Below are 15987 nucleotides of genomic sequence, written 5' to 3'. Positions count from 1 at the left end.
CGCCCAGATTAGATCGTATACTTTTATATAGATCATCATTGAGAGTTTTAACTGGCATTCCGACATAACGCCCTAATTTTGATTAGATAATAAAACCAAAAACTACTCAGAATAACCATAAAAAAACCTAAGCAATGATAGTTCTGGTAACAAAAAACCTGTATAAAAGGTATCAATAATAACAAAATTCAAGGCTTTACAACCAGTTAAACGCCGGTTAATGAGGCTTGATTTGGGTACATTGGTATTGTTAGTGGACTGATAAGCTAAAACGACATTAGGACTTTTTTCTCACGCTAACCGGTTGTGATTTCAGCATTTCCCCCTATAATACATCTTCCCCATTGATAACCTTTAACGTCATTAACGTATCGTCTATCACTGCTATATTAATAGCCTATTTACCGATAATTTAAGACCTCGTTATAAATACCCTGTTATTAATACAATACAGTCGCTTTAACCGATTATCTAAATATCAAGTGACTTATAAACACTTATAAATATAGTGACTCAAAAACCACAATCCTATCAATCTAATGTCATCAAGCTGCATTTATGCCGTGTATGATTATTGTATTTATGACGATAATGGCTACGGACTCTTGGTCTTTACGACGACACGACTACTGAACGACATTATTGAACCACTTATCACTGATTGACCCCTATTTAATCGACAACACAAAAGGTGCACCATGAGCAAGCTCAATCCCAAACAACAAGAGGCCATGACTTATGTATCCGGTCCCCTACTGGTTCTAGCGGGTGCAGGCTCAGGTAAAACTTCTGTTATTACCCGTAAGATTGCTTATCTGATTGAACAGTGCAACATTCCTGCTGAGCGTATTACTGCGGTTACCTTTACTAATAAGGCAGCGCGTGAGATGAAAGCCAGGGTAACCACTTTGCTGCCTAAAGAAAAGACCCGTGGCTTAACCGTATCGACCTTCCACCAATTTGGCCTACAGTTTTTGCGCTATGAGCTGCTACACACCCCCTTAAAAGGTAACTTCTCTATTATGGATGCTGAAGACAGTAAGCGTCTATTAATGGAGCTGATGATGCGTGACAACCTATCAGGTGCTGAGAGCCGTGAACTGGTTGGCAAAGCCATTAAGTTTATCTCTGATTGGAAAAACGACTTAATTGAACCTGATAAAGCCATGGATACCTTAGACGATCCAGAAGACATGATTTTTGCCAACTTATATGCCTTATATGAGCGTAATTTGCGTGCTTATAATGCGGTAGACTTTGATGATCTGATTGTGTTGCCCGCCAAAATCTTACGTGAAAATGCACAGCTGCGTGACAAGTGGCAAAACCGTATCCGTTACTTATTGGTCGATGAATATCAAGATACCAACACCGCTCAGTATGAGCTGATTAAGTTGATTGTTGGGCCGACCGGTAAGTTTACAGTGGTAGGTGATGATGACCAGTCTATTTATGCTTGGCGTGGTGCCAGACCAGAAAACATGGCACTGCTTAAACAAGACTTCCCTAAGCTTAAAGTGATTAAGCTTGAGCAAAACTACCGCTCAACCAACCGTATTCTAAACGCAGCCAATACGGTCATCATGAACAATGAGCATTTGTTCGAAAAAGCATTATGGTCGGACAAAGGTCAAGGCGAGAAGATTCGCATTATTAACTGTCGCAACGATGATGATGAGTCAGAGCGTGTAGCGAAAGAAATCGTCACTCACAAACTGCGTCATGGCAATGAGTGGGAGCAATATGCGGTACTGTATCGCAGTAACTTCCAAGCACGAATGCTAGAAGCGCAGCTGCGTCAGTTACAGGTGCCTTATAAGCTCTCTGGCGGGCAATCTTTCTTCGCACGCAGTGAAATTAAAGACGTGATGGGTTATTTGCGCCTTATCCTAAACCCTGAAGATGACAGTGCCTTTTTGCGTATCGTCAATACTCCAAAACGTGGATTGGGTCCAGCCACTTTAGAGAAACTGGGGCTATTTGCGCAGGAGCATAGCGTGTCGTTGCTGGCTGCCTGTACTCACGGTGGCCTGCCTCATGTGCTGCCAACCAAAGCCTATAGCACGCTCAAAGACTTCGGTGACTTTATCGAGCATTACACCCGTGAGCTAGATCAGCATCCAGATCCAGTGCCTTTAGTGCGTCAAATGATCGATGAGACCGGTTATATTGACTTTGTTCGCAGCGACTCCAAAACCCCGCAGCAAGAGAAAAACCGTCTCGATAACATCGAAATGCTGTATACCAGTATTCAAGCGCTAATCAACCGTGCTGATGATGACGATGACAAGACCATTGATGCTGTCATTCGTAAGCTGGTGCTCCTCGATATGCTAGAGCAGCAACAAGAAGAAGAAAATACCAACAAGGTTAACTTAATGACCTTGCACGCTGCCAAAGGTCTAGAGTTTGACTTTGTCTACATTATGGGGCTTGAAGAAGAGCTGTTGCCACATCGCAACTCTATTATTGGTGAGACCATCGAAGAAGAACGCCGCTTGATGTATGTGGGCATTACCCGTGCTCGCCGTGAGCTGACCTTAACCTTGGCGGCTCAACGTCGTGGCGGCGGTCAAATGCGAACGACCACTCAAAGCCGCTTCTTAGAAGAGCTGCCCGAAGAGCATCTAGACTGGCCAGCCAATGCCAAAAAGAAAAAAGCAGAGCGTGATCCACAAGTGGTCGCCAATGAGTATATGGCCAACATTAAAGCGCTATTACAAAAAAAGAAAAAATAGAAGATACCTGATTCTACAATGATGTCGATACTGATGAGGCAAAACGCTCAAGCCGTGGCAGTGAGTGATTGCTACGATGAGGCTAACAATATTTTCGTATATGGGTGTCAATCACAAAGCGAGCTACCGAACGACCTATTGTTAGCGTCTAGAGATGGCAAATATGGTTATGTTAATCACAATCATGACATTGTTATTGACTTTAAATATGAGGATGCTGCCACGTTCTCTGAAGGCTTAGCGGCAGTATCGTTAGACAATCAATATGGATACATTGATCAACATGGCAATGAGGTTATTGGGTTTAAGTTTGACTATGCCGAGTCATTTAACAACGGTCAAGCTTTAGTCTGTGACTCATTTCGTTATACCTTTATCAACCGCAGCGGGGTCGTAGTTTCGAAATATAAGCTGCAAAGTTATGTCGAATTCACAGACGGCTTAGCCATTTTTGAACAAAATGAAAAGTATGGTCTGATAAACCAATCTGGAGATATCATTATTGCTGCTAAATATGATGGTATCACCAGCTTCTCAGAGGGGCTAATCGGCGTCCAAGTTATTAAATATGACAAAGACGATGTTGATATCTTATCTGGCTATATCAATCTTGAGGGTGAAACGGTCATACCTCTCGAGTATGAAAATGGCTATGCGTTCTCACAGGGACTCGCGCCTGTTGAAAAGCAGGGTAAGTTTGGCTTTATAAATCGCAATAATGAGGTCGTTATCCCTTTTAAATTTGATCATGCTCATGCATTTTCTGACGGCAATCTGGCTCGTGTGAAGATCGGTGAACAATGGGGATTTATCCATTTAAATGGCGAATTAGCCTTTCCGCTTTACGATAATGCAAGCCTGTTCCGTGATGGTCTAAGCACTGTGAGAAAACACGGTAAATCCGGTGTCATCAATACCGCAGGCGATACCGTCATAGCTTTTGAATTTGATATGGCCTATTTTGACTTTATTGATGGATTAGCTAGAGTCAATAAAGCTGGTAAATGGGGCGTCATCGATACGCAACGCAATATCATCATTCCCATAGAATATGACGAGATAGGCTATTTTAGTGAGGGATTAATTGCCGCCAATAAAAATGGCAGCTGGGGCTATTTAGACCATCAAGGTAAGGTGGTTATTGGCTTTAATTATCAAAGTGCTGCTGCTTTTGTTGCCGGCTTGGCACCGGTTCAACTCAATGACAAATATGGATTTATTAATCGTAAAGGCGAGCCGCTTATTGCATTTGACTATGACATGGCCTATTGCTTTGAAAATGGGTTGGCAGCGGTTGAGCAAGACGGTGTTTTAGGTTTTATCAACACCTCTGGAAAGTTGGTCATTCCCTATCGTTTTGATATGGTAGGTCGCCAATCCTATGGATTAATTCAGGTTAAAACCTTGGATGGTGACTGGATAAAGCTCAACTTCAAAGGTCATACAATGACCACTATCAAGACGCAGGCTTTTGGGTCAACTCACTCATTACTGGGTTTAAAAATTTATTAATACCCGCTTATAAGTGTCAATAAAACTTAACGTATTGTCGGTTAATATTGTAAAATAACCTCAAAATGGCAGGAGTCACTCCTGTCATTTTTGTTTCTACTATCAATCATCCAATCTACCATCAACTCTATTAGGGGCGCGTATGTCGAGTAATACTGAGCACACATCCAAGCAAGATATTCCCCCTGAAGGTTACGACCGCGCCGAAGATAAGCTCATTTATTTGCAGACCTTGGTCGCAGATAATGACTTGACGCTTATGGCTGATTTCTTAGAGGAGCAGTCTGAATATGAGATTGCCAACCTACTAGAATCTTTCCCTAGCGATGATCGTAAGCTGATTTGGACACAAGTCCCGATAGATATTAAAGGGGAGGTACTGGCCGAAGTTGAGGATGATATTCGTCCGTCACTGATGGAGAATATGCAAGCCGGCGAAATTGAAACGCTTGCTGAAGATCTAGATGCACAAGACATTGCTGAGATTCTAGACACCGTTGATGACAAGGTGCGCTCTGAGGTGATGTCGAATCTTGATGATGACATTCGACTACAGGTCAGTCAGCTAAACACCTATGAAGAGTACGAGGTCGGTGACTATATGGACCCCGACACCATTCAGATTCAAGGCAATATTACTCTAGAACAAGTTCAAGACTGGCTGCGTCAAGACGAAGACCTGCTGGATGACCAAACTCAAGAGCTGATCGTGGTCGATGCCAGTCATCAGCTGTTGGGGCTATTAAGCTTAGTCGATTTGATTAAATACCCACAGCAGTCGTTGGTTGAACAGTGGATTGACCCTGCAGTGACCATTAATGATCGGATGGATATTCAAGATGCGGCTGCGGTCTTTCGCTCATCAGATATTCGCTACGCCCCCGTCGTTAACAGCTTTGGCGAGCTGGTCGGTCAACTTAACGCTGAAGATATTATGGAAATTATCCAAGATGACGTCGATAGTACCATGAAGCACTTAGCCGGTGTGAGTGATGAAGAAGAGCTGTTCGCGCCTATCTTGCGCAGTGCCAAAAGCCGTAGCGTGTGGCTCGGTATTAACTTATTGACCGCCCTACTCGCCGCTTCGGTGATTGGTCAGTTTGAAGAGGTCTTGGCACATGTGGTAGCGTTGGCAGTACTGATGCCAGTGGTCGCCAGTATGGGCGGTATCGCTGGAAGCCAGACATTAACCGTCGTCATCCGCGGTTTGGCGATGGGTCAAATTGGTGGTTCTAACCGAATCTGGTTATTGAACAAAGAGCTGTGGGTCGGTGCGTTAAATGGCATCATCTGGGCGATTATCATGGCCATTATCGCTCAGTTCTGGTTCCATACGCCGATGATTAGCGTGGTTATTGGCCTTGCGATTGCCATTAATATGACCGCTGCCAATGTGGCCGGTATCAGTATCCCATTAATGCTCAAGCGGATGGATATTGACCCTGCGCTATCGGCCTCAGTCATCTTGACCACAGTCACTGATATCGTCGGCTTTATGTCATTCTTAGGCTTAGCAAGTTTGCTTATCTTATAATCGAGCCTCACTATTTATACTATAAAACTTATATTATAAAACCAAAGGACAGTCATGAATTCTGTACAAGTAAAAATCTTAAACCCAAAAATTGGTAACGACCCAAACTTCCCACTGCCAACGCGTGCCACTGACGGCTCAGCTGGTATTGATTTACGCGCTTGCATTGATGAGCCAATCACGATTAAAGCTGGTGAAACTCAACTAATCGGCACTGGCTTAGCCATTTATATCGCCGATCCTAACTATGCCGGTATCATTCTGCCACGCTCAGGCTTGGGTCATAAGCATGGCATCGTGCTGGGCAACTTGGTTGGTCTGATTGATGCCGATTATCAAGGTGAGCTGATGGTGAGTGTCTGGAACCGTAGCGACAGTGACTTTGTGCTGAATCCTGCTGAACGTATGGCGCAGTATATGGTAGTGCCCGTTGTGCGCCCTGAATTTGCTATCGTGGAAGAATTCGATGAACAAAGCGCGCGCGGTGCTGGCGGCTTTGGACATTCTGGTCGTCAGTAACGCCTGCATTGTTGCATGATTGTGACAGTGTGGCACATTATTAGAGTCTGAAGCGGGAGTTTAGCCGTGATAGTAGCGGCTATCCTGCAGTAAGTCATGGCGATGCGGACTGTGGCTAGAGACAGTGTCGAGATAACAGCAATGACTCTGGCCACGATAGTCTGCACGCCATGAGTGATGCAGATATGAGCGGATAGCACGATTGGCTCCTAAGCCTAGTTTTGACAGTGGTTAGTAGTCATTGTTAACGACTATTCGCCCCTTTTATTGATTTGCAACCTACAAAAATTATCCATAAATGCCTTGCTCTGAGACTGTAACAGAGTGTGTATTGTCAAACTCGAGTGCCGGGTGCTATATTTAAAGATAGCAGTTGCATTATTGCCTGCTGTATTGACAGTGGACTTTGATACCCGTACTCGTAAACGGACCATACCAATAACTGGTTTACCTTAAATTAGGCCGCTCTGTGGCCATCACGGGTAAGTAGCACTGTGCTAATGACTGCGTTCGTTTATGGAGTTGTCTCTTGCCCTCACATCCTTTTGTCGCTCAGCGCCCCTTGTTTAAAGCCTATGATATTCGTGGTAAACATGCGCTGTTCACCCCGCCTTTTGTTGCCGCGTTAAGCCGCGTTTTTGCCCGCTATTTGCGTGATAGCATTGGCGCGTCGCAGATTGTGATTGGCTATGATATGCGTCAAGATAGTCAGACGATTGCTGAGCAATTTGCGCTCAGTTGTCGTCAGGCGGGTGTTGAGGTCATCTGGTTGGGGCTGGTGACCACACCGATTATGGTGTTCTGGGCCAACCAATATCAGGGACATGGTCTGATTACTACTGCCAGTCATTCGACCCGTTTTATCAATGGCATTAAGTGGGTGGTGCATGGGCAGTCGCCCAGTAGCGAAGATATTATCGCCCTGTATGATCAACTGGCGACCGAGACTTATGAGCTGTCTCCTGAACTTGAAACCACTGAATTAGCTGCTGACCTTACTAACTTAGACCCTACTCATTTAATCACGCTAAGCCGTGAACAAGTGACAGCACCCTATTTTGCTAGCGCCAAACAAGCCATCGATCATATCCAACCGCTGTATCAAGCGCAGCTCACACATATGGCGTCCAATACTGCCATTCCCAATGCTCAGCCATTAAAGGTAGTCATTGACTGCCTAAATGGGGCTACTGGACCGTTTGCGCCGTTGTTTTTTGGTCAACTGTCAAATCTGTGTGCTGAGGCTGTGTTATTAAACCAAGATCCCAACGGGCAGTTCCCAAAAGGTGATCCTGACCCGACTCAGCCCCATCGCTTGCGTGAATTGCAAGCATCGGTGATTGAACATCAAGCCGATATCGGCCTTGGCTTTGATGGTGATGGTGACCGCTTAATGGTCGTCGATAATCTGGGTCGACCATTAGCACCGGATCATCTGCTTTATCTATTGGCGCAAGTGGCGGTAGAGGACTATTACTTAGGTCACAAGCACAATGTTGACTTAAATCACGATACTAACAGTCGCGTAGAAGTATCTGCTGCAAATAACAATAGCAATCAAAAACCGATTGTCATCTTTGATGTTAAATGCGCACATCAAGTGCCACAGCTATTAGAACAAATCGGTGCGACTGGGCAAATGAGCAAAACCGGCAGCAGCATCTTGCGTCATGCGGTATATGCCAAAAGCCGTCAGTTAGCCGATAACTATTCTCCTGCTGACTCAACTGACGCTGAAGAGCAAGGCCCCCTATTTGCCGGTGAATTATCCGGTCACTTCTTATTCAACGATGGCTACTTCTTATTGCACGATGATGCGATGTATGCTGGATTACGCCTATTAAACTGGTTGGTTTATAACACCCAGCGCTATCAGTTAGTGACAAACAAATCGCTACAACTGTCAGACATCTTAGATGGTCTACCGCCACTGGTCAGCACCGCAGATGAGTACTTACCGCTATCAGGCTTAACTGACCTAGCTTTAAGCCCCGGCCTATCTGAGTCTGAGCTTGAACCTGATTTGTCGAATGAAACAGCCTCTCCGGATGAGATGTCTGCAGCAGGAAAATACACTGACACGCATGAATTTCCGGCGAAAGTTGCCGATTCAGTTAATAGTAAAAACCCAGTACAACTGGTCCGTGATAAACTAAGCCAGTTGTGCCAACGGCTACAACAACATCCTGAAACCTTAAACCTCAACTTCGCCCCTGAGAAAGTACGTCTCAGCTGCATTGATGGCTTACGTTTGGATTTTGACCAAGGTTTTGGGATAATAAGATTGTGTAACTATCCCCTAAAATAGCACAGCTCAAACGTAGAATTTCTTATAAAATACCATACCCTTAAGCAGTTTTGATATGAGCAAACAAATGACTTAAACGTAAATAGTATCGATTTTAAAAGAATCAAAAGCAGGAATACCTGCTAAAGAGCTGTGCCGTAAATGTGGGACTGCTAATTCAACTTTTTATAATAAGAGACGTTAAGAAACAGTCTGAGGGACTGTTTTAGTGACGCAAGACGGAACGATAGCGAAGTTAAATCGAAATACGGCTGTATAGAAGCGCCTCTGACGTCAAACGACTAAAAGAGCTTGAAGAAGAAAACCGTAGGCTTAAACAGATGTATGCTGATTTAAGCCTCAAATCGCAAATGCAGGAAGAGATCATAAAAAAGCTATAGCGCCTGCTTGCGATCGCAAAGTCTGGGCGCAAAAGTTACAGGCGCAGTATGGTGTCAGTATTGCGGTAAGTTGTCAGGTGGTCTACATGAGTCGAACCACTTACTACTATAAGCCTAAACTATCTGATGATAGCGAGATTGTTGATGTCTTAAATAAGCTTACGGACAAGCATAATCGTTGGGGTTTCCCAAAGTGCTTAAAATGCATACGCAAGCTTGGCTACTCATGGAATCATAAGCGCGTACACCGTGTTTACACAGCGTTAAACTTGAATCTTCACCGTAAATCTAAAAGACGGCTACCAATACGCAATCCTCAGCCGCTAAGTGCGCCAAGTGTATTAGGGCATACTTGGTTTATGGATTTCATGAGCGACAAACTGCATGACAATATTCGCTTTCGAACCTTTAATGTGATTGATGATTACAACCGTGAAGTATTAGGTATTGATATTAGTACCAATATGCCTTCACTCCGAGTAATTCGCTACCTTGATTAGTTAGCTGAGTGGCATAGCTATCCTAAGCAAATTCGTGTGGATAACGGCAGTAAGTTTACATCTAGCACATTCACTGATTGGGCATCGACTCACGGTATCTACATTGACTATATCGAGCCTGGATGTCCTTATCAGAATACTTATATTGAAACAAACTTATATTAGTAGGGAACATAGAGATAAAAAAAGGCAGCTATAATTAATTATAACTGCCTTTTTGTTCATTCATTATTATTATGACAAATAAATTACTGTCAACTGCAACGAGTACAGACTACTTTATTGCTTCTCAGCACCAAACGTACCTTGGAAAGCAGTACCAGTACCAGGTACATCTCCTTTACCACCTATATCTAGAGCTTGCTGGTAAATACCACCGATATATTTTGCATCTTCTCCATAAAAACCACCTGCTGTATCAATGTTATTAGCATCGCCAGCAAATGTATTGCCCTCTATATTCGCCTCGATAAATACTTTACCGCTTGGGTTATACTTAAAGTCACCTGCAAACGACAACTCTCCTGTGAGCGTATTACTAATAAAGTCCACGTCAAATGTAGAGGTTCCATTGGTTATCGGTCCACTACGCGCGCCGTCGCCTAGATGTAAATTTTCCATATAAGTAGCCACACCTGTATAGTTTATTAGGCCATCATTAACACCTGTCTCTAAATTATACTGTGCTAAATTTTTCATATAGGTCATGTCAGCTAGATCCGTCGCATTACCTTGAGAAAATACATTAGAAAATCTGGCTTGCTTGCCAACAAAGAATCCGCCATCAGGGTCGCCATAGACATGTCCAATTTGCATCTGCGAGTCAAAGTCTTTGTATACTGCTGAATACGCCAAAGTTAAGCCAATAGGACCTTGTACTGTTACACTGTCTTGATGCTCTTTGAAGCCATCACCATAATCAGTATCCTTTTCTCCTTTAACAGCTATCGTCACTTTATCCTTAATGCTGTCTGGATTTATCATGTCTACGCGGGCTAGAAAACTGTCATAGCTGGTAAAGTTATCACCTTGTTTATTATCAATAGCAAGCTCAACATCACCAAACTGTCCTCCTAGCTTTATGGTTTCATCCCAATCTGATTTATCATTTCTAATTTGCACATAACCAATGGCATCATCTGTAAATGAGCCTTTTGAACTACTTAATGTATTACTTTGAAATCCGCTTAATCCTGTATCTGGCGCAACCTCAACATTAACCGGTAAGACCGGCTCAGGTTTCGGTAAAACGTCTGGTGCAGGGGTTTCTTGCTTTGACGCACCATAGCTCCCTATAATATGATTGCCTTGATACGTCCCACCTAAGTGCTCAGCCAAATCACCATAAAAACTACCAGAAGTTTCAAAACCCTTGTTATTTCTAGCTGTTCCTGAAAACTGGTTACCCTCTATTCTTGCTGATAAGTCTACTTTTTTGTTGTCTGCAAAATTTAAGCTGCCTGTCATTTCTTTTGCAACAAAGTCTGTAACAAATGATGACTCGCCCAACTCAACCTTATCAGCTTGTCTCATATCACGATAAGTCGCATCACCGCTATATAATACTCTACCCTCGCTTGGCATATTCTCTGTGGCAGTTGCATTACCGACAGCAAATGCACCTTCTAATGGAATCTCCATTGACGCAAAGGTAGCATTACCAGCAATCTGACCAATCATCATCTGATCATCGTAATTTTTATATACAGACTGATACGTTACTGGCAGTTCGCCTAGTTCGGTCTTGATACTGGTGTCATTAGTGGCGGTATTAAAACCTCTATCTGTTTCTGAACCATTGTTAAAATTAATATCTAGCTTTGGTAACAGCCCATTAGAAATAATATCTGTACGCGCGACCACCTTATCATTATCAACTTCGAAGTCTCGAGTTGTGGTTGCAAACTTTTTGTTTAACAGATCAACAGCTACTTGTAGTGTTTGTACACCTGATTGATTGCTTTTTGGTTCTGCTGGAACTTCGGGCTCTGCAGGATCAACTACCACAGCATCTACTTGCGTCGCACCATAGGTACCTTGGAAAGTAGTTGCTGTTCCAGGCTCATCTCCTTTGCCACCTTCAGTCAATACTTGTTGATAAACACCGCCTATATACTTGGCATCTTCACCATAAAAGCTACCTGAGGCATCAATATTGTTGGTATTACCAGAAAATTGATTTCCATCAATAACCGCTTCAATACGAACCTTGCCACTTGAGTTATAAGCTAGCTCTTGATCAAATGAGAGCTCACCTTTAACTGAGTTGCCGACAAAATCAACATCAAACTTAGAAACGCCATCGACAACAGGTCCGGTATGAACTTTATCGCCTTGATGGATGTTTTCTAGATAAGTAGCAACACCTTCATAACTCACCTTACCATCACCACTATTACCACTTTCAATCTGATACTGAGCCAAGTCTTTCATATACTGCATATCATCTAAACTTGTCGCATTACCTTGAGCAAATACAGTTGAAAGCCTCGCATCTTTACCTACCCAAAAACCACCATCAGGCTCTCCATAGACATGACCCAGTTGCATTGCACCATCAAAGTCTTTGTAAATCGTCGTATAATCCATAGTCATGGTAGAAGATCCTTTAACTTCAGTCTTATCTTTATGAAGTTTAAATCCATTACCATAACTTGCATCATCATCAGCTTTAATATTGATGGCAACTTTTTGTTTGATTTTTTTAGCGTTGGTCATATCAGAACGCATTAAAAAGCTATCATAACTGGTGAAATTATCTCCTTCACGATTGTCTATCGCTATGAGCTGCCCATCTTCCTCTACTGTCTCTATCCAATCTGATTTATCATCATGTATGTCTGTGTTAATTTTGGCGCTGACAACGAATCCTGAAGAGTTGCTGACTGTATTACTTTGAAAGCCAGTTAGCTCATCTTGCACAGGTGTATCAGGATTGATAGGTGGCGCTATCTTTTTAGCACCATAGGTTCCTATAAACTGCTTATTATCACCTGAATTTGCATAGACGCCACCTAGGTATTTGGCGCCTGATCCATAAAACCCACCCGATGTTTCTATCCCCTGACTACTGCCTTGAAACTTATTGCCTTCTATTAAAGCCTGAATTGCTATTTCATTACCTTCAGGCATATATTGATAATCAGCGTCTTTAAATTTTAAGGTACCATTAACTGACTTATTAATAAAATCAACATCAAAATCAGAACTACCACTAACAACGTCAGTGTCTTGCTCTTTATAAGTCGCCATACCTTTGTAATTTACTTTGCCTTCATCTCGAACTGCCAGCTCATTAAAATCATCTAAGTTCGTGGCTCGCCCTTGTGCATATACGGTAGCAAGTGGCTGATTAAAAAAGATACTACTTTTAATGTCGCCATTGATATGGCCTATCTGCATGACTTCATCAAAGTTTTTATAAATAGAATCATAGTTTAAACTACGATTATAAAGTGTAATTACACCATCATAACCTTTGAAACTTAGGCTGCCAGAGTGCTGTTTCAATCCTGCCTCTACATCTCCGTACGCCGTATCATCTTCACCGCGTAATTGAATATCAAGCGGTGCCAATGACGACTTGTCACTAACATCATTAACATTAACTTTTTGCATATCAAAATTGTCTGGCGAACTAGTAAATACACCAGAGGCTGTCCCAACCGCTACAATCTGTGCACCTGATATAACAGAGTCTGGTGAAACAAAATTGCCCAGCCTTGTTTCTGCCAATGCTGCTAGTGCTTCATTCTTGGCTTGCTCTGCTGCTTGTAAGGCTTCATTAGCAACCGCAACTTCTGCTTTGGCTTGGTCAACTTGGGCTTGTGCGTCTGCTTTGGCTGCGCCTATTGCTTGTTGCGCTGCCGCTTGAGCTTTAGCTAGTGTTTCCTCTGCTGCTGCTTTAGCAGTTTGTGCTGCTGTGGCTGCTGTTTCTGCGCTTTGTTTGGCTGCTTCTGCTTTTTGTAGCGCTTGGGTTAGCTTGGTATTGTCACTACCTGCTTGTTCGGCTTGCTGTTTAGCTGTTTGCGCTTCGGCTTTGGCTTGGTCTGCTTCTTGTTTGGCTGCTTTTGCTGCCGCTTGCGCTTCTAAGGCTTGTCGCTTGGCAGTGTCGACTGCTTTTTGAGCGTCGCTTATTTGGGCTTGTGCTTGTTTGACGGCTGTGTCTTTGGCGGCTTCTGCCTGTGCTTTTGCTGCTAGTGCTTCATTCTTGGCTTGCTCTGCTGCTTGTAAGGCTTCATTAGCAACCGCAACTTCTGCTTTGGCTTGGTCAACTTGGGCTTGTGCGTCTGCTTTGGCTGCGCCTATTGCTTGTTGCGCTGCCGCTTGAGCTTTAGCTAGTGTTTCCTCTGCTGCTGCTTTAGCAGTTTGTGCTGCTGTGGCTGCTGTTTCTGCGCTTTGTTTGGCTGCTTCTGCTTTTTGTAGCGCTTGGGTTAGCTTGGTATTGTCACTACCTGCTTGTTCGGCTTGCTGTTTAGCTGTTTGCGCTTCGGCTTTGGCTTGGTCTGCTTCTTGTTTGGCTGCTTTTGCTGCCGCTTGCGCTTCTAAGGCTTGTCGCTTGGCAGTGTCGACTGCTTTTTGAGCGTCGCTTATTTGGGCTTGTGCTTGTTTGACGGCTGTGTCTTTGGCGGCTTCTGCCTGTGCTTTTGCTGCTAGTGCTTCATTCTTGGCTTGCTCTGCTGCTTGTAAGGCTTCGTTAGCAACCGCAACTTCTGCTTTGGCTTGGTCAACTTGGGCTTGTGCGTCTGCTTTGGCTGCGCCTATTGCTTGTTGCGCTGCCGCTTGAGCTTTAGCTAGTGTTTCCTCTGCTGCTGCTTTAGCAGTTTGTGCTGCTGTGGCTGCTGTTTCTGCGCTTTGTTTGGCTGCTTCTGCTTTTTGTAGCGCTTGGGTTAGCTTGGTATTGTCACTACCTGCTTGTTCGGCTTGCTGTTTAGCTGTTTGCGCTTCGGCTTTGGCTTGGTCTGCTTCTTGTTTGGCTGCTTTTGCTGCCGCTTGCGCTTCTAAGGCTTGTCGCTTGGCAGTGTCGACTGCTTTTTGAGCGTCGCTTATTTGGGCTTGTGCTTGTTTGACGGCTGTGTCTTTGGCGGCTTCTGCCTGTGCTTTTGCTGCTAGTGCTTCATTCTTGGCTTGCTCTGCTGCTTGTAAGGCTTCGTTAGCAACCGCAACTTCTGCTTTGGCTTGGTCAACTTGGGCTTGTGCGTCTGCTTTGGCTGCGCCTATTGCTTGTTGCGCTGCCGCTTGAGCTTTAGCTAGTGTTTCCTCTGCTGCTGCTTTAGCAGTTTGTGCTGCTGTGGCTGCTGTTTCTGCGCTTTGTTTGGCTGCTTCTGCTTTTTGTAGCGCTTGGGTTAGCTTGGTATTGTCACTACCTGCTTGTTCGGCTTGCTGTTTAGCTGTTTGCGCTTCGGCTTTGGCTTGGTCTGCTTCTTGTTTGGCTGCTTTTGCTGCCGCTTGCGCTTCTAAGGCTTGTCGCTTGGCAGTGTCGACTGCTTTTTGAGCGTCGCTTATTTGGGCTTGTGCTTGTTTGACGGCTGTGTCTTTGGCGGCTTCTGCCTGTGCTTTTGCTGCTAGTGCTTCATTCTTGGCTTGCTCTGCTGCTTGTAAGGCTTCATTAGCAACCGCAACTTCTGCTTTGGCTTGGTCAACTTGGGCTTGTGCGTCTGCTTTGGCTGCGCCTATTGCTTGTTGCGCTGCCGCTTGAGCTTTAGCTAGTGTTTCCTCTGCTGCTGCTTTAGCAGTTTGTGCTGCTGTGGCTGCTGTTTCTGCGCTTTGTTTGGCTGCTTCTGCTTTTTGTAGCGCTTGGGTTAGCTTGGTATTGTCACTACCTGCTTGTTCGGCTTGCTGTTTAGCTGTTTGCGCTTCGGCTTTGGCTTGGTCTGCTTCTTGTTTGGCTGCTTTTGCTGCCGCTTGCGCTTCTAAGGCTTGTCGCTTGGCAGTGTCGACTGCTTTTTGAGCGTCGCTTATTTGGGCTTGTGCCAATGAATCAGTAGTGCTAACGAGCTCTGTAGGGCTAGTATAATTACCTCCTGAACCACTGCCGCCACATGAAGCAAGAATTACCGATGTCAATAACACAACACTTGGTTTTAATTTGGTACTAATTTTATCTATTGTTATGTCCATTAAGATGGACTGTTTATTTGGTAGCATTAAACTATCTCCCTGTTTATATATATAAAATTAGATGATTTAACTAAAACACCCTATAGTTAGCTATTTACTAAACACTATTTTTTGAAAACCTTTAATTTTTTTTATCATTTACTCTATTACATTTAGCTTAAATACAAAAAACAACTAAACATTTACACTTTGAAATATGATACAAAAAACTAATAATATCAAGCTTTATTTGATATTACGGACACCACTATTAATGTAATTTAATCAGTTATTTTAGAATTTTTAATTATATAATTTATTCTTATACCTTATAGGTTGTTGATAATAATATAATTAAAACTTTATAAGTTGCGTATTGTTAAAGCTGAACAACTTG

Annotated in this window: 7 protein-coding genes; 6 read left to right on the top strand and 1 reads right to left on the bottom strand. The window is 43.6% G+C overall.

Features of this window, described 5'->3' with window-relative positions; genetic code table 11:
- The first annotated feature begins 698 nt into the window (after positions 1–698).
- From A6J60_RS10990 to A6J60_RS10965, 6 genes are all read left to right on the top strand, one after another.
- On the top strand, positions 699–2738 hold the full coding sequence (locus A6J60_RS10990) for a UvrD-helicase domain-containing protein (protein WP_096066030.1): 2040 nt from the start codon (positions 699–701) through the stop codon (positions 2736–2738).
- Positions 2739–2771: 33 nt separating this feature from the next.
- A complete protein-coding gene (locus tag A6J60_RS10985; protein ID WP_193778058.1) occupies positions 2772–4250 on the top strand; it encodes a WG repeat-containing protein in 1479 nt (492 codons plus the stop codon).
- A 142-nt stretch (positions 4251–4392) separates the two neighbouring features.
- Positions 4393–5784, top strand: a complete 1392-nt coding sequence (gene mgtE / locus A6J60_RS10980) for a magnesium transporter (RefSeq protein WP_096066028.1) — start codon at positions 4393–4395, stop codon at positions 5782–5784.
- Between the two features lie 54 nt (positions 5785–5838).
- Entirely contained in the window at positions 5839–6303 is a 465-nt protein-coding gene (dut, locus tag A6J60_RS10975; RefSeq protein WP_096066027.1) for a dUTP diphosphatase, read from the top strand.
- Positions 6304–6832: 529 nt separating this feature from the next.
- Entirely contained in the window at positions 6833–8611 is a 1779-nt protein-coding gene (locus tag A6J60_RS10970) for a phosphoglucomutase (RefSeq protein ID WP_096066026.1), read from the top strand.
- Between the two features lie 466 nt (positions 8612–9077).
- Positions 9078–9491 (top strand): IS3 family transposase, encoded by a 414-nt coding sequence (locus tag A6J60_RS10965; RefSeq protein ID WP_096066025.1) that lies wholly within the window; start codon positions 9078–9080, stop codon positions 9489–9491.
- A 279-nt stretch (positions 9492–9770) separates the two neighbouring features.
- Here the strand turns inward: A6J60_RS10965 and A6J60_RS10955 are convergent, their stop codons facing one another.
- Positions 9771–15638 carry a transferrin-binding protein-like solute binding protein gene (locus tag A6J60_RS10955; RefSeq protein WP_096066023.1) on the bottom strand — a complete coding sequence of 1956 codons (5868 nt, stop codon included), beginning with the start codon at positions 15636–15638 and terminating at the stop codon, positions 9771–9773.
- Positions 15639–15987: the final 349 nt, after the last annotated feature.

This window comes from Psychrobacter sp. FDAARGOS_221 (genome assembly GCF_002313155.2).
Lineage (GTDB): Bacteria > Pseudomonadota > Gammaproteobacteria > Pseudomonadales > Moraxellaceae > Psychrobacter.
This window is presented reverse-complemented; position numbering and strand designations above follow the sequence as displayed.